This window comes from Aurantimonas sp. NFXS3, from assembly GCF_049132005.1.
In the GTDB taxonomy this organism is placed as follows: domain Bacteria; phylum Pseudomonadota; class Alphaproteobacteria; order Rhizobiales; family Rhizobiaceae; genus Aurantimonas; species Aurantimonas coralicida.
The window spans coordinates 40,661-61,890 of sequence record NZ_JAGDDZ010000008.1 but is presented as its reverse complement, the minus strand read 5'-3'; the positions used below and the strand labels follow the sequence as shown (position 1 = coordinate 61,890).

The window sequence follows — 21,230 nt, the reverse complement described above, 5'->3', positions numbered from 1 at the left end:
GCCGCCCGGCCGATGCCGAGAAAGCCACGACGCGCGCCGGCGCCGGACACATGCGGGCCAAGGTTCTCGCCTTTCGTGCCGCAACCGCGAATCAGGCAGGCGGATCAAGGGGAGACGACATGGAGGAAGCGGTCACCGAGGCCACGGCGACGGTCGAGCACGCGGTCGCGGAGGTGGCCCAGGGCGCACAGGGCGGCCATGGCGCCGACACCGGGCTGACCGCCATCGCCTTCGTGATCGTCGTCGCGGTGACCGCCGGCCTCGGGCTGATGCGGCTGCGGCAGCCGCCACTGGTCGGCTTCATCCTCGCCGGCGTGCTGCTCGGCCCCTCGGCGCTGGGCGTCATCTCCACCTCCAACGAGAACGTCACCATGCTCGCCGAGATGGGCGTGCTGATGCTCCTGTTCTTCATCGGCATGGAATTGTCGCTGAAGGCCTTCGTCGCCTCGCTGAAGCCGGCGGTGCAGATCGCCGGCGGCCAGCTCATCGCGGCCATGGCGATCTCCTTCGGCCTGATGGCGATCTCCGAGGCGACACTGGCCGAGGCGATCATCCTCGGCTTCATCATCGCGCTGTCCTCGACCGTGGTCGCGATGAAGATGCTGGAGGATATCGGCGAGCTGCGCCAGGAGCCGGGGCGGATCGCCGTCGCGGTGCTGATCGCCCAGGACCTGGCGGTGGTGCCGATGCTGATCGTCGCGACCTCGCTGGGCGGCGAGGAAGCGGTGAGCTGGGTCGATGTCGGGCTGAAGATCGCCGTCGCCGTCGCGGTTCTCGGCGGGCTCCTGTGGTTCCTCGGCCGGCGACCGAAGCTGAAGCCGTCCTTCGCGCCGGCGGTGGAGAACAATGTCGAGATCCTCGCCCTCGGCTCGCTGGCGTTCTGCTTCGCCGCCGCCTCGTTTTCGGGCCTTGTCGGCCTGTCGCCGGCCTATGGCGCCTTCATCGCCGGGCTGGTGGTCGGCGCCTCGACCCTGCGTTCGCCGGTCATCCACGTGGTCGAGCCGATCCAGGCGCTGCTGCTGGTGGTGTTCTTCCTGTCCATCGGCCTTCTGATCGACCTCAACTACATCGTCGAGAACTGGGTGCTGGTGCTGGTCGCCTCGCTCTTCGTGATCCTGGCCAAGACCGTCCTCAATATCCTGCTGATCCGCCTCGCTGGCCTGCCGCACAAGACCGCGGTCGAGGCCGGCCTCTCCATGGCGCAGATCGGCGAGTTCTCCTTCGTGCTGGCAGCGGCGGCCTTTGCGTCGGGTGCGATCGGCGGCGACGTCTACCGGCTGGCGCTGGCGGTGACCGCCGTGTCGCTGCTGGTCTCGCCGGCCTGGATGGTGGTGATCCGGCATCTGGAGGGCGAGGCGCGCTTCGGCTACGCCGAGTTTCGCGCTGCCCTGACCGAGCTCTATGGCGACCGGATCGAGACCGTCGAGGATTTGGGCGTCTGGCTGAAGGTGCGCGGCCGCGCCCTGCGCCGGGCGATGACCCGCCGCCGGGTCGCGCGCCGCAATGGCAAAGCGGAAGCCGAGGGCGAGACCGGGGAGCCGGCGCCGCGCGAGTAGCGCGAGGCCCCGGGTCGAAGGTCAGTCGCGCGCGCCGATGCGGCGGGCGACGAGGCGGGCGATGGGCGGGCCGGCGATCAGAACGATGACGAAGCGCACCGTCTGCAGCGCCATGACGAAGGGCAGATCGACATCGGTCGAGGCCGCGATGATGGCGATGGAATCCATGCCGCCGGGGCTCGTCGCCAGATAGGCGGTGACCGGTTCGATGCCGAGCCAGACGTGCAGGAGCGCGGCGATGCCGCCGCAGAACGCCATCAGGAGAAGGATCGAGCCGACGATCTTGGGCAGGGCCTGCCAGGCATGGGCGAGGACGGCGCGGGTGAAGCCGAGGCCGATCTTCCAGCCGAGAATGCCGTAGCCGATGACCAGGAACCATTCCGGTAGCTGGAATTCGACCACGCCGCCGAGGGTGAGCGCGACGGCGATGGCCATGGGCAGCAGAAACGGACCGGCGGGAATCGTCAGGAAGCGGCCGACCAGGATGCCGAGGCCGACAAAGCCCAGCGTCGGGCCGAAATGCGACCAGTCGAGCGCCGGAAACCAGACGATCGCCGTGCCGACAGAGGCCGCGGCGTCGCCATTGGTCCAGAACCCCGCCATCAGCGCGGCGGCGAAGGCGACCAGGATCACCCGCAGATACTGCATGAAGCCGACGAGCCGGGCATCGGCCCCGAAGGCCTCCGCCATGACCATCATCGCGGTGGCGGCACCGGGCCAGGAACCCCAGACCGCCGTCGTGCCGGGCAGGACGTGCCAGCGGCTCATCAGGCCGCCGAGGACGCCGCTGGCGGTTACCACGGCGAGGACGACGCCGATATAGAGCGGCCAGTCGCGCAGGAAGGTGGCGAGGATTTCCAGCGTGATGGACGAGGCGACGAGGCAGCCGATCGCCGCCTGGGCGCCGTGATAGGGCGCCTTGGGCACGGCGATGGTGGTGCCGAGCACCGCGATGACGATGGCGGCGATCATCGGCCCCAGAAGCATGGCGGCCGGCATGCCGACGAGTTCCAGCAGGCTGCCGATCAGGATCGAGAGCGCCAGCAGCGCCAGCCATTGCAGCGGCACCGGCATCCGGCTCGCCGCGCCGGCCGTCTCGACAGGCGGAACGGCGTCGTCCCTCACGCGCGGGGCCGCCGGGCTTGCCGGGCGCGCTGCCGATCCGCACCGGCCCCTGCGGGAGCGGTGGCTGGAAGAGCGGGGAGATCGGGTCGGGTCACGGGCGCATCCTGCCGCCCGCGCCGCCGGTCGTCGGTCCCGGCGCGGGCATCGATGGAGATAAGCCGTGCTTAGCGTCTTAGGCGCCGGATGGCGAGGGCGAGCTCGCCCATCGGCGATCCGGCGGGGCCCCGGCGGAGCGTTCGCCGGGGCGTCGTCGCTATCAGAGCGCGCGGAGGAGGTCTGGTGTCGGCCAGCCATCGGCGGGCAGGCCGAGGCGCATCTGCTCCTTGCGGACGGCGGCGCGGGTGTTCTCGCCGATGATGCCGTCGATGCCGCCGGTGTCGTAGCCGAGATCGGTCAGGCGCTGCTGCAGCCGCTTGGTTCCCTCGAGGTCGAGGCCCGGCTGCGGATTGCCCATGTCGACCGGCGGGGCACCGGCAAGGCGCGTCGAGAAATAGGCCGCGGTCAGGGAATAGACGAGCGACTTGTTCCACTTCAGGTACATGTCGAAATTCGGATAGGCAAGGAAGGCCGGGCCGCCGCGTCCCATCGGCAGGATCAGCGAGGCCGGCAGCTGGTCGGACGGCAGCGCCGATCCGTCGGCCTTCGTCACGCCGAGTTCGGCGAAATTGGCGCGCGGCTCCTTGTTGACCAAAGCGGCGCGATCCCACGGGAATTCCGACGGCACCTGCACGGCTTCGAGCCACGGCTCGCCGCCGCGCCAGCCGAGCGACTGGATGTATTTGCCGGTGGTGAACAGGACATCGGCGGCGTCCTGGCGCAGGTCGATCCGGCCATTGCCGTCGCCGTCGGTGCCGAATTCCAGATATTCCTCGGGCAGAAGCTGGGTCTGGCCGATCTCGCCGGCCCAGGCGCCCTTCATCTCGGACGGGGACAGATAGCCGCGATCGACGATCTCGATCGCCGCCAGGAGGTGCGGGCGGAAGAGTTCGGGACGGCGGCAATCATGGGCGAGGGTGGCCAGCGCCGCCAGCGTGTCGAAATTGCCGAGGACGGCACCGTAATCGGTTTCCAGCCCCCAGAAGGCGGCGATGACCGGGCCGGGTACGCCCGTCTCGGCTTCGATGCGCGACAGGACGCTGGCGTATTTCTGCAGGTTTTCCTTGCCCTGCTGCAGCCGGTAGCCATTGACCATGCGGGTGGCGAATTGCTGCCAGTCCTGGGCGAAGACGCCCTGGGCGCGATCGGCGGCGAGCACCTTCGGGTCCTGCCGCATGTCGGCTACGGCCGCCTCGATGGCGCCGGCCGACAGGCCCTTGGCCTCAGCCTCGGCGCGCACGCCCTGGAGGAAGGCGCCGAAATCGCCGCCGCATTGCTGGGCCGCCGCGAGGCCGCTGCCGGACAGGAGAAGCGACAGGGTCAGGGCGAGACGGCTGGCAACGGGCATCGGCGAATTCCTCCAGAATGGGGCAAAGTGAATTTGACCCGCGCCTAGGCGATCATCATGGCGCTTTGAAGAAGCTCAACGCCGCATGCGCGCCTGCAGCCATTTCGCCCAGTCGGCCCGCGATCCGGCAAAGGCGTTGCGGTCGACCTCGCCGCGGATGCCCGGCACCGATCCGGTGGCGGTGTACTGCCAGAAGCGGAATTTGCGGTCCTCATAGACATTGTCGGGATGGTCGGCGACGGCGCGCACCCAGAATTCGTGGCGCGGGAAGGCGGCCACCAGGCGTTCGCGATGCACGTCGATCGGCACGTAGAGGATCGGGCGCTGGCCGTAATGGCGCTCCAGCGCGTCGGACATCGCCATGACCTCGCGGATCAGGTCCTCGCGCGGCGGCCGCTTGGTGCAGGTCGGCGAGAAGGGCGTCCACTCGACGTCGATGACCGGGGGCAGGGCGCCCTTTTCGCGCGGGACATTGTCGATGAACCAGCGGGCCTGCTCGATGCCCGGCCGGCAATGGTACCAGAAGTGATAGGCGCCACGCGGCACGCCGGCTGCGCGCGCCTCGCGCCAGTTCTCGTGGAAACGGTCGTCGAGCCGGTCGCCGCCCTCGGTCGCCTTCAGGAAGGCAAAGGCGACGCCGCCCTGGCGGGCCGCGGTCCAGTCGATGTCGCCCTGGTACTTGGCCACGTCGATGCCGTGGATCGGGTATTCGTGCGAGGCCTCGACCGTCATGTCGGACAGGCCGAGCTCGGCGACGCTGAGCGCCGTGGAGCGGCAGCCGGCGAGCGCCAGAACCAGCGCCATGCCGGCCATGGCCAGGTGGCGTCCGGTGCGGCGGCGCGCGGCGGGGGAGGAATTGGTCTCGTGGCGGTCGCGCATCGGGTCACTCGAATTTAAAAGAAGGAAGGTCGCCGCACGGCCCGGATCGCACGCAAGGGTCCCGCATCGGCGACGGCGGACGGTCTGCGCCGCTCTCCCATTGATCACGGCTGGCTGGAACGGGGCTGGCGAAGAGATGCGAAATTCCGGCGCAGGCGCACGAAACCAACGGGCGATGGCGTCGTTTGGCACGAGCCGGCGCTGTTTTGTGGCGGTGACGGGCTGTTCGCAGGCGTTCGGCGCCCGTTGGTTTGCGTCGCAGCGAACGATCGCAGATAATCTCGATTCGACAACATGGCCGGCGGGGCGGCGCGATGAACATTCTGACGAGCCTCAACACGCTGCTGCAGGGCATACCCGCCGGCAGCCGCGCGACGCTGGACGCCATCTTCGAGAGCATCCGTGCGATCTTCGGCGGCGATCGCGACACGCGCAAGCGCGTGGCCTTCGGCGTCGCCGTGATCGCCCTGTCCGCCAAGATGGCCAAGGCCGACGGCATCGTCTCGCCGCGCGAGGTGACAGCGTTCCAGGAGATCCTCGAGATCCCGCCGGAGGAACTGCGCAACGTCTTCCGTCTCTACGACATCGCCAAGCAGGACATTGCCGGCTTCGACACCTATGCGATGCGGCTGAAGGGGCTGTGCCGCGAGGAAGGCGAGACCTGCGAGCTTCTGACCGACGTTCTCGACGGGCTGTTCCACATCGCCAAGGCGGACGGGCTGGTGCATGAGCGCGAGCTGGAGTTCCTGGCCGAGGTCGCCCGCATCTTCGGCCTGAGCGAGACCGAGTTCACCGACGTCAAGAACCGGCACATTCTGGGACCCAGCAATCCCTATGCGGTGCTCGGGCTCGACCCGGACGCGGCGCCGTCGGAGACCCGGGCCCGCTATCTGACGCTGGTGCGCGAGAACCATCCCGACCGGCTGGCCGCCCGCGGCGTGCCCGACGAGTTCATGTTCATCGCAACCGAGCGGATGAAGGCGATCAACAACGCCTACAGCCAGATTGCAGGAAAGACCGCGGCGTGATTCCAGACCATGCCGGCGTCGACGAGATCTGTCCGTCGCCGAACCATACCGAACGCCGCGACGGGCTGCGGCCGGACATGCTGATCCTGCACTATACCGGCATGGGCACCGGGGAGGCGGCGATGCGCTGGCTCTGCGCCCCCGAGAGCGAGGTGTCCTGCCACTATCTCGTCCACGAGGACGGGCGGATCGTGCAGATGGTGCCGGAGGAAAGGCGCGCCTGGCATGCGGGGGCGGGGAGCTGGCGCGGCCGCGACGACATCAATTCGCGCTCCATCGGCATCGAGATCGTCAATGTCGGGCACGGCAACGGCTATCCCGATTTCCCGGCCGCGCAGATCGATGCGGTGACGCGATTGTGTGCCGATTGTGTCGCGCGGTGGGCGATCCGGCCCGAATTCGTGCTGGCGCACTCAGACGTTGCTCCCGCGCGAAAGTCCGATCCCGGCGAAAAGTTCCCCTGGCTTCAACTTTTTTCCGCCGGCATCGGCCACGCAGTGAATCCGGCGCCGCTGAGGGGCGGACGCTACTTCGGCCTCGGCGATCGGGGCGAGCCCGTCGCCGCCTATCAGTCGCTGCTGGCGGCCTATGGCTACAGCGTGCCGTGCGACGGAACCTTCGACGATGCAACGCGTCAGGCGACCGTCGCCTTCCAGCGGCATTTCCGCCAGGAGCGGGTCGACGGTGTCGCCGACGCCTCGACGATCGAAACCCTGCACCGGCTTCTGACCAGCCTGCCGCGGTCGCCCTTCGACCTCGATGAAAGCGCAACCACAAGCGTCTGATTCACGGTGTTTGTTGCAGCCTGAAATGTTGCGTGATCGGCCCGTCACAATCCCGATGGTTTTGCGCCGCACACAGCGGTCCTTCGCAACTGCGGTGCGCCGCTTTCGAGGGAAATAGCGCCGGCCCTGCAAGGGGATGGCCGGCATCGATCACTTGGGGTTTTTATGTACAGACTGACTGCCGTGGCTCTCGCCGCGACGCTTGCATTCGGCCATATGACGACTGCTTTCGCCAACGACACGACATCCGAGATCACGTCCGCCACGCAGGTCGCAGCGCTCGAGCGCTTTGCCGACCGGCCGTTCGCGACGATCATTGCCAAGGAAGCCGCCGCCCATGGCGTGCCGCTGAACCTGGCGCACGCGGTCATCAACATCGAGAGCAGCTACCGCTCCTCGGTCACCGGCGCGGCCGGCGAAGTCGGGCTGATGCAGATCAAGCCGGCGACGGCGCGCGGCATGGGCTATCGCGGCAGCACCAAGGCGCTCTACGACCCGGCGACCAACATCAAATGGGGCATGCGCTACCTGGCCGGTGCCGTGCAGCGCGGCGGCGGCACCACCTGCGGCACGATCCTGAAGTACAATGCCGGTCACTACGCCAAGCGGATGAACCCGATCTCCCAGCGCTATTGCTCGAAGGTCAAGCGCGAGCTCGCCCAGGCCTGATCGGCCTTCCCATGCGATGGAAGCGGCCGCGAGGGGGTTGCGGCCGCTTCCATCGGGATCGCGGCGGGCAGAGGGGTGACAATGCCCGCCCGCGCTCCCGTCAGGCCTCGCCTCGATATGCGGCTTCGAGGGACGCCAGGTCCAGTTTCACCATGCCCATCATCGCCTGCATGACGCGGGCGGCCCGCGCCTTGTCCGGATCGTGGGTCATCCGCTTGAGGGCGGCCGGCACGATCTGCCAGGACAGGCCGAACCGGTCGGTGATCCCAGCCGCATTGCTGCACCGTGCCGCCGTCGAGGAAGCGCTCCCAGAAGGCGTCGATCTTGGCCTGGTCGGCGCAGGACACGAACAGCGACACCGCCGGCGTGATCTTGAAGCTCGATCCGCCGTTCAGCGCGATGAAGTCCTGTCCGGCCAGCGTGAAGCCGATGGTCAGGACGCTGCCCTCCCGGTCGGGGAAGGCTTCGCCATAGAGCAGCGTGTCGCCGAGCGAGGCGGTCTGGCCGCAGGCGCGGAACGTCTCGACGTAGAAGCGCGCCGCCGCCTCGGCCTCGGTGTCGAACCAGAGGCAGGGGGAAATCTTCGACATGGGCTCAGCTGTCCAGAATGACCTGGAAGCCGCCGAAGATCATCCGCTTGCCGTCGAAGGGCATGTCGCCGCCCGGCTGCATGCGCGGATCCTCCATCACCCGTTTCATGCCGGCGTCGCGGGTCGCCTTGTCCGGCCAGGTGATCCAGGAGAAGACGACGACCTCGCCCTCCTCGGCCTGCACCGCGCGGCGAAAGTCGGTGACCTTGCCGTCGGGCACGTCGTCGCCCCAGCATTCGACCATGCGCAGGGCGCCGAACTCCTTGAACAAAGGCGCGAACTTCACCGCCATCTCGCGATAGGCGTCCTTGTTGGCGGCGGAGACCGGCACCACGAATCCATCGACATATTCCATGCGTTCCTCCTTCGTTGCGGGCTGTCTGCGTTGCGGCAGGGCGAGGGTCGCCGTGCCGGGGGCCGGATGGCCGCGACGGTGTCCGGTTCGCGCCGATGCCGCGGCGGGCGAGGGGCAGCGCGCCGGGCCGAGCCGGCGATCCGCCCGGCGGCGTGTCAGGCCGTCGCCATCTCGCTGTCGGCCGGAACCGCGGCCGGATCCATCCAGGAGATTTCCCAGATGTGACCGTCGGGATCCTCGAAACTGCGCATGTACATGAAGCCGTGATCCTGGCTGGGCGTCGGGTCGGCGACACCGCCGGCCGCGCCCGCCCATCCGACCACCGCATCCACCGTCTCGCGGCTGTCCACCGTCGTGCAGAGCAGCACCTCGGTGGTGGCATGCGCGTCGGCGATCGGCTTGTGGGTGAAGTCGGCGAAGCGCGCATGGGTCAGGATCATCACGTGGATGGTCTCCGAAAACACCATGCAGGCGGCCGTCTCGTTGGAGTATTGCGGATTTCGCACGGCGCCGACGGCCTCGTAGAAGGCAATGGCGCGGGGCAGGTCGGCCACGGGCAGATTGACGAATATCAGGCGGGACATGAACACCTCTCGCGATCTCGTATTTGCGATTGATGACCCATCACGTTATAAAAGACAACAATGAAGTTAGAAAAAATAACCAAGAATCCTGACACCCGCCAGCGCCGTCGTTATGAAGATGCCTGTGCCGCGGCCCACGCCATGGACCTGCTCGGCGAGCGCTGGGCGCTGCTCGTTGTGCGCGAGCTGATGTGGGGGCCGCGCCGCTTCTCCGATCTGCGGTCCGCCCTGCCGGGGCTCAGCGCCAATGTCCTCACCCAGCGACTGGAAGGGCTGGAGGCGGCGGGCGTGCTGTTGCGGCGAAAGCTGCCGCCGCCGGCGGCCTCGCAGGTCTACGAGCTCACCGAATGGGGCTATGAGTGCGAGCCGATCTTCCAAGCGCTGGGGCGCTGGGCGGTGCGCTCGCCGGCGCACGATCCGGCGATGCCGTTCAGCGCGTCTTCGCTTATGCTGTCGCTGCGCACCATGTTCGATCCCGAAAAGGCCGACGGCTTTGCCGCGCGGCTCGGCTTCGTCGTCGGCGACCAGAGCTTCCTCGCCCATGTCGCGGACGGCCGGATCGAGATCGCCGCCGAAACGCCGGATACGGCGGACGTGGTCCTGGCCGCCGAGCCGCCGGTCATCGCAGGCGCGGTCTACGGCAAGGTGCCGCTGGCGGCGCTGGAGGCCGACGGCGCGCTAACCCTCACCGGCGACCGGGCCATTGCCGAGCGCTTTGTGGCGCTGTTCGCGCTGCCGTCCAAGGCCGAGGCGAAGCTGGCCGCGACGGCACCGGAATGAGCAGGCTTCGCGCGGCCGATGACGATTAGGCGTTGACTTCGCCGGCCGTGCGGAACACGTAGCGGGCGCCAGCCGGCTGGACGGCCGCTCCCGTCACATGTCGAAAGACGGCGGGGGAGGAAAGTCCGGGCTCCACGGAGAAACGGTGCCGGATAACGTCCGGCGGGAGTGATCCCAGGGAAAGTGCCACAGAAAACAGACCGCCCCGCCTGCAGTGCGGCTTGCGCGACGAAGCGCGACGGAGCCGCAGTGCTGGCGGGGTAAGGGTGAAACGGTGGGGTAAGAGCCCACCGCGTCTCTGGCAACAGCGACGGCACGGCAAACCCCACCGGGAGCAAGACCGAATAGGAACGACGTGGTCGGTCCGTCGCAAGACGGATCGCCAGCCCTCTCCGGGCCGGTCGTTCGGGTAGGTTGCTAGAGGCGGCCCGCAAGGGGCGTCCCAGAGGAATGGCCGTCCGGCGGTCATGCCGCTGACAGAACCCGGCTTACAGGCCGGCTGGCACTTTCATTTCCCACTTCGGGCGCGTCGCCGCGATCGGCCGATCGTCCCAGTCGGCTGTCAGTCGAAGGCGTCCCGGCAGATATTTCTGTTCGGCCATGGGCTGGCGTCCCCTCGCGCCGCAAGCGCCCCGAATTCCTATGGAATTTCCGTTCCGTCAGCCGGCAGTCGGAGGTCTTGCTGCGCCTGAACTCCTGGCTGCCAAGAAACCTTGGAATGTTTGGAAAACGTCAATGTTAATAGGCCGTTAACGGCTGGGTGCTAGACCGTCTTGGAAGGCCGTGCGCCGCCTTCGTGTGGGGCCATCCCATTGACGACCAAGAGTGCCCATGATATTCCATAAGCCATCATTCAGGGGCCGGTCGGGGCTCCGTTTCAGGCAGAAAACGATGCGCTTCGGGCTGTCCGGGGCGGGCAAGAGTTGCCGCAAGTCGGGCAGCGCCATGGGGATGGTGCGCCAGTCGCACGGCAGGCAGGCGGGGGCCTTGATGAGATGGGAATCTGTCGCGACGGGCAGCGCTGCGGCTGATGGACTGGTTCCTCTCCAACTACGTCAACAACATCGACTCCAAGGGTCGGGTGTCCGTGCCGGCCTCGTTCCGGCAGGTGATCGCCGCGCGTGGAATTCGCGACCTGTTCGCCATGCGCAGCCTCTCGCTGCCGGTGATGGAAGTGGGCGGGCCGGATCTGCTGGAGCGCTTCGAGCGCCAGATGGATACCCAGGATCCGTTCAGCGAGGCCTATCAGGACCTTGCGCTGTTCGCCTACGGCGACGGCGCGTATCTGAAATTCGATGCGGAGGGGCGGATCGTGGTGACGGACTTCATCCGCTCGCATACCGGCATCACGGACAAGGTCGCCTTCGTGGGAACGCGCAAATACTTCCAGCTCTGGGAGCCGGCGCGGTTCGAGGCGGCACGCAGCGAGGCACGGGCACGGCTCCTGGCGACATCGCCGGGCGGCAAGGCTTCTGCGGGAGCACCGGAATGACGGCGGGTCACGACGGGATCGACGATCCCGTGGTTGGCGGACCGGCTCGCCACATCCCGGTGCTTCTCGCAGAAGTGCTCGAGGCGCTCGCACCGAAGCCGGGCGAGATCATCGTCGACGGCACCTTCGGGGCCGGCGGCTATACTCGCGTTATCCTCGAGGCCGGCGCCGATGTCATCGCCATTGATCGCGACCCCGCGGCCATCGCGACGGCGCGTGAGCTGGCCAAGGGCTGTGACGGTCGGCTGACGCCGGTCGAGGGGCGCTTCGGCGACCTGCAGCGCATCGTCGAGACCCAGGCCGAGGCCGCCGGTGGTCGCGTCGACGGCATCGTCCTCGATGTCGGCGTCTCCTCCATGCAGCTCGACGAGGCCGAGCGCGGCTTTTCCTTCCAGAAGGACGGTCCGCTCGACATGCGCATGAGCGGCGCCGGCCCGAGCGCCGCCGATGTCGTCAACCGCCTGAAGGTCGGCGACCTTCTGCGGGTCATCGGCATTCTCGGCGAGGAAAAGCAGGCGGGCCGGGTCGCCCGGGCCATCGAGGCGCGCCGTCTCGAGCACCCCTTCACGCGGACCCTCGATCTCGCCGGCGTCATCGGCAAGGTCGTCGGGCGTGGCCCCAAGGACAAGATCGATCCGGCGACGCGCAGCTTCCAGGGGCTGCGCATCTTCGTCAATGACGAGCTCGGCGAACTCGCCCGCGCGCTGGTGGCGGCCGAGCGGGTGCTGAAGCCCGGCGGCCGGCTGGTGATCGTCAGCTTCCACTCGCTGGAAGACCGCATCGTCAAGCGCTTCCTGCGCGACCGGTCCTCGCCGCCGTCGGGCTCGCGCCATCTGCCGGACGTGGCGCCGGCCACCCGGACCTTCGAGGCGCGCAACCGCGCCGTCGGCGCGACCGATACCGAGGCGGAGCGCAATCCCCGCGCCCGCTCGGCCAAGCTGCGCGCCGGCATCCGCACCGCCGAGCCGGCCCGTCAGGACGCCGACGAGCTCGGCTTTGCCGGTCTGCCGTCGCTCGCCGATCTCCCAGATACCGGAGTTTGAGTACCATGTTGAAAACTCTCGATATCGTCCTGATTGCAGTCATGATTTCTGCGGCAGCCTGGACCTACAAGATCAAGCACGAGGCCGAGACACTGGAGACCGAGGTCGCCAAGGTCGAGCGCCGCATCGCGCTGGAGCGCGAGACGATCTCGCTTCTGGAAGCCGACTGGAGCCTGCTGGACCAACCGAACCGGCTGCAGCGCATCGCCAATGTCTTCCAGGACGAGCTGCAGCTGCAGCCCATGCGTCCCGACCAGATCGTGCGGCCCGACGAGCTGCCCCGGCGTCCGGTGAACCTCGTGCCCGAAACCGGCGGCAATCTCGGCGGCTATGCCGACAGCTCCGACACGGTGGTGCGGTGATGCGACTCCCCAATCCATTCAAGCGCAACAAGCCCGCTGCCGCCGGCACCATGCTGCCGGACTGCGACCATTTCGGCCGGCCGCGCCGCCATCGCGGCGGACCGAAGAACCGCAGCCGCTTCGTCATCGCCATGGGCTTGTTCGTCGGCATCTACGGCGTCATCGGCGGCCGCCTCGTCATGTGGGGCGTCGCGCCGACGGAAAGCGCCGCCGCCTATGGCGCCGCCGACAAGATCATGTCGGACCGCCCGGACCTCCTCGACCGCAACGGCGAGGTGCTGGCCACCGACATCAAGACCGCCTCGCTCTTCGCCGAGCCGCGCCGCATCATCGATCCCGACGAGGCGAGCGAACTGCTGCTCGGCGTCATGCCGGATCTCGACCCGAAATGGCTCTATCGCCGTCTTGCCAGCAATGCAGGCTTCGTCTGGCTGCGCCGCGAGCTGACGCCGGGCCAGCAGCAGGCCGTGCTCGACCTCGGCATCCCGGGCATCGGCTTCCGCACCGAGAAGCGGCGCTTCTATCCGGGCGGCACCACCGCGGGCTTCATTGTCGGACATACCAATGTCGACAATCAGGGCACTGCCGGCATGGAGAAATACATCGACGACCAGGGCTACCGCGCTCTGCAGGATGCGGGCCTTGCCGTCGGCACCGACCTGGAGCCGGTGAAGCTGTCGCTCGACCTGCGCGTCCAGCACATCGTGCGTGACGAACTGGCCGCCGCCATGGCCCGCTACAAGGCGATCGCCGCCGGCGGCGTCGTGCTCGACGTCCACACCGGCGAGGTCGTCGCCATGACTTCGCTGCCGGATTACGATCCGAACCAGCCGAGCCAGGCGCTGGACAAGGACCGCATGAACCGCATGTCAGCGGGCCTGTTCGAGATGGGCTCGACCTTCAAGGCCTTCACCACGGCGATGGCGCTGGATTCCGGCAAGGTGAAGATCACCGACAGCTTCGACGCGACGCGGCCGATCCGCATGGGCGGCTTCACCATTTCCGACTTCCACGGCAAGCGCCGGGTGCTCAGCGTGCCCGAGGTCTTCATCTATTCCTCGAACATCGGCAGCGCCAAGGAAGCCGAGGCCGTCGGTATCGAGGGCCACCGGGAATTCCTGACCCGCGTCGGCCTGTTGTCGCGCATGACGACCGAACTGCCCGAAGTCGCCACGCCGACCCAGCCGAAGGTCTGGAAGCAGATCAATTCGGTGACGATCTCCTTCGGTCACGGTGTGTCGACGACGCCGCTGAACACCGCGGTCGCCGCCGCCGCGCTGATGAACGGCGGCAAGCTGATCCCGCCGACCTTCCTGCCGCGCAGCCGCGCCGAGGCCGAGGCCGTCGCCACGCGGGTCCTCAGCGAGAAGACAAGCGACGAGATGCGCTATCTCTTCCGGCTGAATGTCGCCGACCAGCGCGGCTCGGGCAACAAGGCCGACGTCACCGGCTACCGCGTCGGCGGCAAGACCGGCACGGCCAACAAGGTGGTCAACGGGCGCTACTCCGATACCAAGAAGTTCAACGCCTTCCTGTCGGCCTTCCCGATGGACAATCCGCGCTATGTCGTCCTCGTCGTCATCGACGAGCCCCAGCCGGAGGATGGCCAGTATTACGCCACCGCCGGCATGAACGCCGCGCCGACCGTCGGCAACATCATCCGGCGTTCGGCGACCCTCCTGGGCGTGCGGCCCGAGTTCGGCGAAGAGGGCAAGTCGCTGCTGGTCTCCTACTAGACCGGGGATCGCCTGCGGCGGCCGGGACCGCTGCCGCAGGAAAGCCACAGCCGGACCGAAGCGTCGGGCCGCAGCGAGATGTGCGCTTCACCGGACGGGCGCTTGCCTATAGAAGACCGACGGGCCGGCGGGCTATGCGCCGGCTTTTCGGTCCAGCTCGGAACATGGTTAATGAAGCTTTCCCAACTCGCTGAGGATCTTGCCACGGGGCAGACGACGTCCGATCCGGACATCGCCGGCCTGTGCGTCGACTCGCGCGAGACCGGTGCCGGCTTCCTGTTCGCCGCTTTGGCCGGAAGCCGCGCCGACGGGGCGCGCTTCGTTGCCGACGCCGAGGCGCGCGGCGCCGCCGCGATTCTGGCCGGCGAGGGGGCCGCGATCGACACCACGCTACCGGTCCTGCGCGCCGCCGATCCGCGCCGGGCGATCGCCGCGATGGCCGCGCGCTTCCATGGCGCCCAGCCGGACCACGTCGTCGCCATCACTGGGACGGCCGGCAAGACCTCCATCGCCACCTTCACCCGCCAGATCTGGGCGCGCTGCGGCCTCGCCGCCGCCTCGGTCGGCACCACCGGTGTCGTCTCGCCAAGCCGCGACGAATACGGCTCGCTGACGACCCCCGACCCCATCGCCCTGATGCGGCTGATGGCGGAACTGGCCGGCGAGGGCGTGACCCATGCGGCCATGGAGGCGTCGAGCCACGGCATCGACCAGCGCCGACTCGACGGCGTGCGGCTGGCCGCGGCGGCCTTCAGCAATCTCGGCCACGACCATCTCGACTATCATCCGGACATCGAATCCTATTTTGCCGCCAAGATGCGGCTGTTCACGACGCTGCTGCCGAAGGGCGCCCCGGCGGTGATCTTCGCCGACGACCGCTGGTCGGGCCGCGCCATCGAGGTGGCGACGAGCGTCGGCGCGAAGGTGATGACCGTCGGTCGCGGCGGCAATTACCTGACGCTGAAGCGGCTCGAACTGGAGCGCCAGCGCCAGATCGCCGAGATCGAGGCCGAGGGCCGCATCCACCGGGTGGTGCTGCCGCTGGCCGGCGAGTTCCAGATGGCCAATGCCCTCGTCGCCGCCGGTCTCGCCATTTCGACCGGGGTTGCGACCGCCGATGCGCTGGCGGCGCTGGAGCATCTGAAGGGCGCCGCCGGACGGCTCGACCTTGCCGGCACCACGGCGGACGGCGCGCCGGTCTTCGTCGACTACGCGCACAAGCCCGAGGCGCTGGAGAACGTGCTGGCGGCCGTGCGGCCGTTCACGACGGGCCGCGTCCTCGTGGTGATCGGCTGTGGCGGGGACCGCGACCGGGCCAAGCGGCCGATGATGGGCGAGATCGCCGCGCGCCTCGCCGACATCGTCATCGTCACCGACGACAATCCCCGCTCCGAGGAGCCCGCGGCGATCCGCGCCGAGATCATGGCCGCCGCCGACGGCGCCCGCGAGATCGGCGACCGGCGCGCCGCGATCCGCGAGGCCGTGGCGAGCGCGCGCACCGGCGACACCGTGGTGATCGCCGGCAAGGGCCACGAGGTCGGCCAGACGGTCGCCGGCATCACCCATCATTTCAGCGACCATGAAGAGGTCCGCGCAGCACTCACGGAGGCGGCCCGATGAACGCAGCACTGTGGGACGTCGACGCCATGGCGGCGGCGATGCATGCCCGTCCGCTCGGCGATCTGCCGGCGACGATCTCAGGCATCTCCATCGATACGCGGACGCTGGAGGCGGGCGACGCCTTCTTCGCCATCCAGGGCGACCGCTTCGACGGCCATGATTTCCTGACCGCCGCGACCAAGGCGGGGGCGGCGCTGCATGTCGTCTCCGAGCAGAAGCTGCCGGCGCTCGGCCGGGTGCAATCGCCGCTGCTGATCGTCGACGACGTCCTGAAGGCGATGTCGCGCCTGGCGGAAGCCGCGCGGGCGCGCTCCAAGGCGACCATCGTGGCGGTGACCGGCAGCGTCGGCAAAACCACCACCAAGGAGGCCCTGCGCCATGGTCTCGCCGCCGAGGGCAAGGTCCATGCGAGCGTCGCCTCCTTCAACAATCACTGGGGCGTGCCCCTGAGCCTCGCCCGCCTGCCGCGCGACGCCCGCTTCGCCATCTTCGAGATCGGCATGAACCATCCCGGCGAGATCCGGCCGCTGGTCAAGCTGGTGCGGCCGAATCTGGCGATCATCACCCTGATCGCGCCGGCCCATCTAGGCCATTTCCGCGACCTCGACGAGATCGCCGAGGCAAAGGCCGAGATATTCGAGGGGCTGGTCAGCGACGGCACCGCCATCCTCAACGCCGACGATCCGCAATGCGGCCCGCTGGCGACCATGGCCCGCAAGGCCGGCGTCACCGAGATCCGCACCTTCGGCGAAAGTGCCGGCGCCGATTTCCGGCTCCTGTGCTTCGCGCCGACCGGCGAGCATTCGGTGATGGAGGCCGATATCGGCGGCGACACGGTGCACGTCGAACTGACCTCCCGCGGCCGCCACATGGCGCAGAACGTCCTCGCCGTCCTCGGCGCGGCGTCGCTGGCCCATGCCGACCTTCACCGGGTCGCCGACGCGCTGAAGGACTGGCGCGCCGTCAAGGGACGCGGCGGGCGCGACCTCCTGCCGATGCCGGCCGGCGGCCAGGTCGAGCTGATCGACGAGAGCTACAACGCCAACCCAGCCTCAATGCGCGCCGCGCTCGACGTGCTAAGCGCCGCGCAGCCGGGCGAGGGCGGTCGCCGCATCGCCGTCCTCGGCGACATGCTGGAACTCGGCGACAAGGCCCCAAGCCTGCATGCCGGCCTGGTCGAACCCATCGAGGCGGCCGGCGTCGACCTTGTCTTCCTGGCCGGCGACGAGATGAAGGCGCTCGACGACGTGCTGGGATCGCGCGTGCGCCGCGAATGGCACGAGAATGCCGGCGAATTGCTGGACAGCCTCCTGAAGACCATGCGCACCGGCGACGTCGTCATGGTCAAGGCGTCCAAGAGCATCGGCTTCTCGCCGCTGGTCGACAGGCTCCTCGCCCTCTATCCGCCCAAGGCGGCAGCCACCGACGCGCCGGAGACCTCCTCCCGCGACGCCATGTCCCCGGCCGAACCGCCGGCGGACGATACAGACCCAGCGGGAGCCGCTTAATGATTGCCTATCTCGGCCAGTTCGGTGCCGATTTTCCGCTGTTCAACGTCTTCCGGTACATCACCTTCCGCACCGGGGCGGCGATGATTACCGGCTTCCTCGTCGTCTTTCTGTTCGGCCCCGTCGTGATCGCCAATCTGCGCGTGCGCCAAGGCCGCGGCCAGCCGATCCGCGCCGACGGACCGCAGACACATTTCAAGAAGGCCGGCACGCCGACCATGGGCGGCCTGATGATGCTGACCGGCTTCTTGACGGCGACGCTGCTGTGGGCGGACCTGCGAAATCTCTATGTCTGGACGGTGCTGCTGGTGACGCTCGGCTTCGGCTCGATCGGCTTCTACGACGACTATCTCAAGGTAACCAAGCAGAGCGACAAGGGCTTTTCCGGTAAGATGCGGTTGGCGCTGGAGTTCCTGATCGCCGGCGTCGCGGCGGTGCTGATCATCTATGCCGGCACGGGCGATTTCGCGACCTCGCTGGCGTTTCCTTTCGTCAAGGAAATCCTCCTCAATCTCGGCTGGTTCTATGTCGGCTTCGCCGCCTTCGTCGTCGTCGGCGCGGCCAATGCCGTGAACCTGACCGACGGTCTCGACGGCCTGGCGATCGTGCCGATCATGATCGCCGCCGGCGCCTTCGGCCTGATCGCCTATGTCGCCGGCAATGTGAACTTCGCCAACTACCTGCAGATCCACTATGTCGCCGGCACCGGCGAGCTGGCGCCGATCTGCGGCGCGGTGATCGGCGCGGGACTCGGCTTCCTGTGGTTTAATGCTCCGCCGGCTGCCATCTTCATGGGCGACACCGGCTCGCTGGCGCTGGGCGGCATGACCGGCACGGTTGCCGTCGCCACCAAGCACGAGATCGTCCTCGCCATCATCGGCGGCCTGTTCGTCATCGAGGCGCTGTCGGTGATCATCCAGGTCGGTTGGTTCAAGCTGACCGGGCGGCGGGTCTTCCTGATGGCGCCCATCCACCACCATTTCGAAAAGCTCGGCTGGACCGAGAGCCAGGTCGTGATCCGCTTCTGGATCATCGCCTTCATGCTAGCCTTCGTCGGCCTGTCGACCCTGAAGCTGAGGTAAGTGATGATCGCGGCGCGCGCATTCTCTGGCAAGTCGGTGGCGCTGTTCGGGCTGGGGGGCTCGGGCCGGGCGACCGCACGCGCCTTGCAGGAGGGCGGCGCCGAGGTTGCGGCATGGGACGACAACCCGGCCAGCGTCGAGGCGGCGATCGCCGAGGGCATCCCGACCGTCGATCTGGCCTCGGTGGATTGGTCGCACTTTGCCGCGCTGGTGCTGTCGCCGGGCGTGCCGCTGACCCATCCGCGGCCGCACTGGACTGTCGCTCTGGCCTATGCGGCCGACGTCGAGGTGATCGGCGACATCGAGCTGTTCTGCCGCGAGCGCCGGTCGCTGGCGCCGACGGCGCCCTTCGTCGCCATCACCGGCACTAACGGCAAGTCGACGACGACGGCGCTGATCGCCCATTGCCTCGCTCATGCCGGGCGCGACGTGCAGCTCGGCGGCAATATCGGCGTCGCGGTTATGACCCTCGCGCCGCCGGCGCCCGAGCGCCACTACGTCGTTGAGTGCTCGTCCTATCAGATCGACCTCGCGCCGACGATCGAGCCGTCGATCGGGCTGCTGCTCAACCTGACCCCGGACCATCTCGACCGCCACGGCTCGATGAGCAGCTACGCGGCGGTCAAGGCACGGCTGGTGGCGGGCTCGCAGCTTGCCATTGTCGGCGTCGACGACCCCCATTGCCGCCAGATCGCCGATGAACTGGAATCGGAAGGCCACACCGTCGTGCGGATCTCGCAGACCGACGGGCTCGATGCCGGGGTCGGCTTCGACGGCCGGGTGCTGCACCGGCGCATGGAGGGCCGCCCCGAGGCGAGCTTCGACCTGTCCGAAATCGGGTCGTTGCGCGGTCGCCACAACGGCCAGAACGCCGCTGCGGCGGTCGCCGTCTTCACCGCGCTGGGCCTGTCCGATGAGGAGATCGCCGCAGGCCTCGAGAGCTTCCCCGGGCTGGCGCACCGCATGGAAGAGGTCGGCCGGGCCGGCCCCGTGCTGTTCGTCAACGATTCCAAGGCGACCAATGCCGAGGCCGCGGCGCCGGCTCTGGCGGCCTTTCCGCGAATCCACTGGATCGCCGGCGGCCTGCCCAAAGAGGGCGGCATCGGTTCGCTGTCGCCGTTCTTCCCGCGGATCGCCAAGGCCTATCTGATCGGCGAGGCGGCGCCGTCCTTTGCCGCCACGCTTGGTAAACGAATTCCTTACGAAATTTCCGGTACGCTGGAGGTCGCGGTGGAACGCGCGGCGGCCGATGCTGCGGCGGACGCGGCAGCGCAGGGCGAGGGGGCGGAGGCGGTCGTCCTCCTGTCGCCGGCCTGTGCCAGCTTCGACCAGTTCCGCAATTTCGAGGTTCGGGGCGACGCCTTCCGCGACGCGGTACGCAAGCTGCCGGACATGGCGATGATCCGGAAGGGATGACGATGACGAGCCGGATCAAGCGTGGTGTGATCAGTGACTGGTGGTGGGGCGTCGATCGCTGGTTCCTGGCGGCGTTCCTGACGCTGCTGGTCGGCGGCCTGGTCCTGTCCTTCGCGGCCAGCCCGCCCGTCGCCGAGCGCATCGGGCTCGAGCCCTTCCACTTCGTCAAGCGGCACGCGGTCTTCCTGATCCCCTCGGCGCTGGTGATGTTCGCCTGTTCGCTACTCAGCCCGCGGGGCGTGCGCCGCACCGCGCTTATCATGCTCGCCGTCTCCATGGCGCTGATGGTGATGGCGCTGTTCTTCGGCACCGAGATCAAGGGCGCCCGCCGCTGGATCGACCTCGGCCCGCTCAACCTGCAGCCGTCGGAATTCATGAAGCCGGCCTTCGTGGTGATCTGCGCCTGGCTGTTCGCCGAGAACCAGCGCCGCGCCGAGATCCCCGGCAATCTCTTCGCGCTGATCCTGCTGCTGGTGGCGGTGGCGCTGCTCGTCGCCCAGCCCGATCTCGGCCAGACCATCCTGGTCGCCGGCGCCTGGGGCGGGCTGTTCTTCATGGCCGGCCTGTCCTGGCTGTGGATCGCCGTTCTCGGCGGCATCGGCGCCGGCGGCGCGCTCCTGGCCTATCTCGCCTTCCCGCATGTCGCGAGCCGCATCGATCGCTTCCTCACCGGCGAGGGCGACACCTTCCAGACCGACACCGCCCGCGAGGCGATCATGCGCGGCGGCTGGCTTGGGCAGGGACCGGGCGAGGGCACCGTCAAGCGGATGCTGCCCGACAGCCACACCGACTTTGCCTTCTCCGTGCTGGCCGAGGAATTCGGCATCGTCACCTGCGCGCTGCTGGCGGCGATCTTCGCCTTCATCGTGATCCGCGGCCTGCAGGTGGCGCTGGTCCAGCGCGACGTCTTCAACCGGCTGGCGATCGCCGGGCTCGTCCTGCTGTTCGGCCTGCAGTCGATCATCAACATGGCGGTGAACCTGCAGCTGATGCCGGCCAAGGGCATGACGCTGCCCTTCATCTCCTACGGTGGCTCGTCGATGCTGGCCGTGGCGGTCTCCGCCGGCTTCATCCTGGCGCTGACCCGCCGGCGCCCCGAGAACCGCTCGCATACCGACCGGCTTCTGGAGCGGACCTGGCAGATGCACAGCCCCGCCTGACACAGCTTCGGCCATA

At 68.3% G+C, this 21,230-nt stretch carries 20 protein-coding genes and 1 other RNA gene; 15 read left to right on the top strand and 6 right to left on the bottom strand.

The window, feature by feature from the left end; translation table 11 throughout:
- Window positions 1-119 precede the first annotated feature (119 nt).
- Window positions 120-1,556 carry a cation:proton antiporter gene (locus J3367_RS19290; RefSeq protein ID WP_421462205.1) on the top strand — a complete coding sequence of 479 codons (1,437 nt, stop codon included), beginning with the start codon at window positions 120-122 and terminating at the stop codon, window positions 1,554-1,556.
- Window positions 1,557-1,577: 21 nt separating this feature from the next.
- On the opposite strand, the gene J3367_RS19285 is transcribed toward J3367_RS19290, so the two are convergent.
- The 3 genes from J3367_RS19285 to J3367_RS19275 form a co-directional block, all read right to left on the bottom strand.
- On the bottom strand, window positions 1,578-2,681 hold the full coding sequence (locus tag J3367_RS19285) for an AbrB family transcriptional regulator (protein ID WP_421462203.1): 1,104 nt from the start codon (window positions 2,679-2,681) through the stop codon (window positions 1,578-1,580).
- A 256-nt stretch (window positions 2,682-2,937) separates the two neighbouring features.
- Window positions 2,938-4,125, bottom strand: coding sequence for a lytic murein transglycosylase (locus tag J3367_RS19280; RefSeq protein WP_421462201.1), 1,188 nt, complete (start codon window positions 4,123-4,125; stop codon window positions 2,938-2,940).
- 75 nt (window positions 4,126-4,200) lie between these two features.
- Entirely contained in the window at window positions 4,201-5,004 is an 804-nt protein-coding gene (locus J3367_RS19275) for a GH25 family lysozyme (RefSeq protein ID WP_024352016.1), read from the bottom strand.
- 314 nt (window positions 5,005-5,318) lie between these two features.
- On the opposite strand from J3367_RS19275, the gene J3367_RS19270 reads away from it, so the two are divergent.
- The 3 genes from J3367_RS19270 to J3367_RS19260 all read left to right on the top strand — a co-directional run bounded on the left by J3367_RS19270 (window position 5,319) and on the right by J3367_RS19260 (window position 7,486).
- A complete protein-coding gene (locus J3367_RS19270) occupies window positions 5,319-6,032 on the top strand; it encodes a J domain-containing protein (RefSeq protein ID WP_009210171.1) in 714 nt (237 codons plus the stop codon).
- On the top strand, window positions 6,029-6,817 hold the full coding sequence (locus J3367_RS19265; RefSeq protein WP_421462199.1) for an N-acetylmuramoyl-L-alanine amidase: 789 nt from the start codon (window positions 6,029-6,031) through the stop codon (window positions 6,815-6,817). The genes J3367_RS19270 and J3367_RS19265 overlap by 4 nt, the downstream gene beginning before the upstream one ends.
- Window positions 6,818-7,033: 216 nt before the next feature.
- A complete protein-coding gene (locus J3367_RS19260; protein WP_421462197.1) occupies window positions 7,034-7,486 on the top strand; it encodes a lytic transglycosylase domain-containing protein in 453 nt (150 codons plus the stop codon).
- On the opposite strand, the gene J3367_RS19255 is transcribed toward J3367_RS19260, so the two are convergent.
- The 3 genes from J3367_RS19255 to J3367_RS19245 form a co-directional block, all read right to left on the bottom strand.
- Window positions 7,447-8,076 carry a VOC family protein gene (locus tag J3367_RS19255; protein ID WP_421462195.1) on the bottom strand — a complete coding sequence of 210 codons (630 nt, stop codon included), beginning with the start codon at window positions 8,074-8,076 and terminating at the stop codon, window positions 7,447-7,449. The two genes, J3367_RS19260 and J3367_RS19255, sit on opposite strands and share 40 nt — an antisense overlap.
- A gap of 4 nt (window positions 8,077-8,080) precedes the next feature.
- On the bottom strand, window positions 8,081-8,431 hold the full coding sequence (locus tag J3367_RS19250; protein WP_421462193.1) for a DUF1428 domain-containing protein: 351 nt from the start codon (window positions 8,429-8,431) through the stop codon (window positions 8,081-8,083).
- 155 nt (window positions 8,432-8,586) lie between these two features.
- Window positions 8,587-9,015, bottom strand: coding sequence for a VOC family protein (locus tag J3367_RS19245; protein WP_228239834.1), 429 nt, complete (start codon window positions 9,013-9,015; stop codon window positions 8,587-8,589).
- 60 nt (window positions 9,016-9,075) lie between these two features.
- On the opposite strand from J3367_RS19245, the gene J3367_RS19240 reads away from it, so the two are divergent.
- The 11 genes from J3367_RS19240 (at window position 9,076) to ftsW (ending at window position 21,214) form a co-directional block, all read left to right on the top strand.
- Window positions 9,076-9,795 carry a winged helix-turn-helix transcriptional regulator gene (locus J3367_RS19240; protein WP_024352009.1) on the top strand — a complete coding sequence of 240 codons (720 nt, stop codon included), beginning with the start codon at window positions 9,076-9,078 and terminating at the stop codon, window positions 9,793-9,795.
- A gap of 68 nt (window positions 9,796-9,863) precedes the next feature.
- An RNA gene (gene rnpB, locus J3367_RS19235) (RNase P RNA component class A) lies at window positions 9,864-10,302 on the top strand.
- Window positions 10,303-10,825: 523 nt separating this feature from the next.
- Window positions 10,826-11,287: a division/cell wall cluster transcriptional repressor MraZ gene (gene mraZ, locus J3367_RS19230; RefSeq protein WP_024352008.1), complete on the top strand. Its 462-nt coding sequence runs from the start codon at window positions 10,826-10,828 to the stop codon at window positions 11,285-11,287.
- On the top strand, window positions 11,284-12,330 hold the full coding sequence (rsmH, locus tag J3367_RS19225) for a 16S rRNA (cytosine(1402)-N(4))-methyltransferase RsmH (protein WP_024352007.1): 1,047 nt from the start codon (window positions 11,284-11,286) through the stop codon (window positions 12,328-12,330). Before mraZ ends, rsmH begins: the two co-directional genes overlap by 4 nt.
- A gap of 5 nt (window positions 12,331-12,335) precedes the next feature.
- Window positions 12,336-12,692 carry a cell division protein FtsL gene (gene ftsL / locus J3367_RS19220; protein ID WP_024352006.1) on the top strand — a complete coding sequence of 119 codons (357 nt, stop codon included), beginning with the start codon at window positions 12,336-12,338 and terminating at the stop codon, window positions 12,690-12,692.
- 50 nt (window positions 12,693-12,742) lie between these two features.
- Window positions 12,743-14,428 carry a peptidoglycan D,D-transpeptidase FtsI family protein gene (locus tag J3367_RS19215; RefSeq protein WP_228239879.1) on the top strand — a complete coding sequence of 562 codons (1,686 nt, stop codon included), beginning with the start codon at window positions 12,743-12,745 and terminating at the stop codon, window positions 14,426-14,428.
- A gap of 171 nt (window positions 14,429-14,599) precedes the next feature.
- Window positions 14,600-16,048, top strand: a complete 1,449-nt coding sequence (locus tag J3367_RS19210) for a UDP-N-acetylmuramoyl-L-alanyl-D-glutamate--2,6-diaminopimelate ligase (RefSeq protein WP_187390548.1) — start codon at window positions 14,600-14,602, stop codon at window positions 16,046-16,048.
- The gene (locus tag J3367_RS19205) at window positions 16,045-17,556 is read left to right on the top strand and encodes a UDP-N-acetylmuramoylalanyl-D-glutamyl-2,6-diaminopimelate--D-alanyl-D-alanine ligase (protein ID WP_421462189.1); all 1,512 of its coding nucleotides are present in this window, start codon (window positions 16,045-16,047) and stop codon (window positions 17,554-17,556) included. Before J3367_RS19210 ends, J3367_RS19205 begins: the two co-directional genes overlap by 4 nt.
- On the top strand, window positions 17,556-18,638 hold the full coding sequence (mraY, locus tag J3367_RS19200) for a phospho-N-acetylmuramoyl-pentapeptide-transferase (RefSeq protein ID WP_024352002.1): 1,083 nt from the start codon (window positions 17,556-17,558) through the stop codon (window positions 18,636-18,638). The genes J3367_RS19205 and mraY overlap by 1 nt, the downstream gene beginning before the upstream one ends.
- A gap of 3 nt (window positions 18,639-18,641) precedes the next feature.
- Window positions 18,642-20,054, top strand: a complete 1,413-nt coding sequence (gene murD / locus J3367_RS19195) for a UDP-N-acetylmuramoyl-L-alanine--D-glutamate ligase (RefSeq protein WP_421462187.1) — start codon at window positions 18,642-18,644, stop codon at window positions 20,052-20,054.
- Window positions 20,055-20,056: 2 nt separating this feature from the next.
- Window positions 20,057-21,214: a putative lipid II flippase FtsW gene (ftsW, locus tag J3367_RS19190; protein WP_024352000.1), complete on the top strand. Its 1,158-nt coding sequence runs from the start codon at window positions 20,057-20,059 to the stop codon at window positions 21,212-21,214.
- The last annotated feature ends 16 nt before the right edge of the window (window positions 21,215-21,230 follow it).

Coding starts and splice junctions, on each gene's coding strand:
- J3367_RS19290 (WP_421462205.1), top strand. CDS start 120: ATGGAGGAAGCGGTCACCGAGGCCACGGCGACGGTCGAGCACGCGGTC.
- J3367_RS19280 (WP_421462201.1), bottom strand. CDS start 4,125: ATGCCCGTTGCCAGCCGTCTCGCCCTGACCCTGTCGCTTCTCCTGTCC.
- J3367_RS19275 (WP_024352016.1), bottom strand. CDS start 5,004: ATGCGCGACCGCCACGAGACCAATTCCTCCCCCGCCGCGCGCCGCCGC.
- J3367_RS19270 (WP_009210171.1), top strand. CDS start 5,319: ATGAACATTCTGACGAGCCTCAACACGCTGCTGCAGGGCATACCCGCC.
- J3367_RS19260 (WP_421462197.1), top strand. CDS start 7,034: ATGACGACTGCTTTCGCCAACGACACGACATCCGAGATCACGTCCGCC.
- J3367_RS19255 (WP_421462195.1), bottom strand. CDS start 8,076: ATGTCGAAGATTTCCCCCTGCCTCTGGTTCGACACCGAGGCCGAGGCG.
- J3367_RS19250 (WP_421462193.1), bottom strand. CDS start 8,431: ATGGAATATGTCGATGGATTCGTGGTGCCGGTCTCCGCCGCCAACAAG.
- J3367_RS19245 (WP_228239834.1), bottom strand. CDS start 9,015: ATGTCCCGCCTGATATTCGTCAATCTGCCCGTGGCCGACCTGCCCCGC.
- J3367_RS19240 (WP_024352009.1), top strand. CDS start 9,076: ATGAAGTTAGAAAAAATAACCAAGAATCCTGACACCCGCCAGCGCCGT.
- mraZ (WP_024352008.1), top strand. CDS start 10,826: ATGGACTGGTTCCTCTCCAACTACGTCAACAACATCGACTCCAAGGGT.
- rsmH (WP_024352007.1), top strand. CDS start 11,284: ATGACGGCGGGTCACGACGGGATCGACGATCCCGTGGTTGGCGGACCG.
- ftsL (WP_024352006.1), top strand. CDS start 12,336: ATGTTGAAAACTCTCGATATCGTCCTGATTGCAGTCATGATTTCTGCG.
- J3367_RS19215 (WP_228239879.1), top strand. CDS start 12,743: ATGCTGCCGGACTGCGACCATTTCGGCCGGCCGCGCCGCCATCGCGGC.
- J3367_RS19210 (WP_187390548.1), top strand. CDS start 14,600: ATGAAGCTTTCCCAACTCGCTGAGGATCTTGCCACGGGGCAGACGACG.
- J3367_RS19205 (WP_421462189.1), top strand. CDS start 16,045: ATGAACGCAGCACTGTGGGACGTCGACGCCATGGCGGCGGCGATGCAT.
- mraY (WP_024352002.1), top strand. CDS start 17,556: ATGATTGCCTATCTCGGCCAGTTCGGTGCCGATTTTCCGCTGTTCAAC.
- murD (WP_421462187.1), top strand. CDS start 18,642: ATGATCGCGGCGCGCGCATTCTCTGGCAAGTCGGTGGCGCTGTTCGGG.
- ftsW (WP_024352000.1), top strand. CDS start 20,057: ATGACGAGCCGGATCAAGCGTGGTGTGATCAGTGACTGGTGGTGGGGC.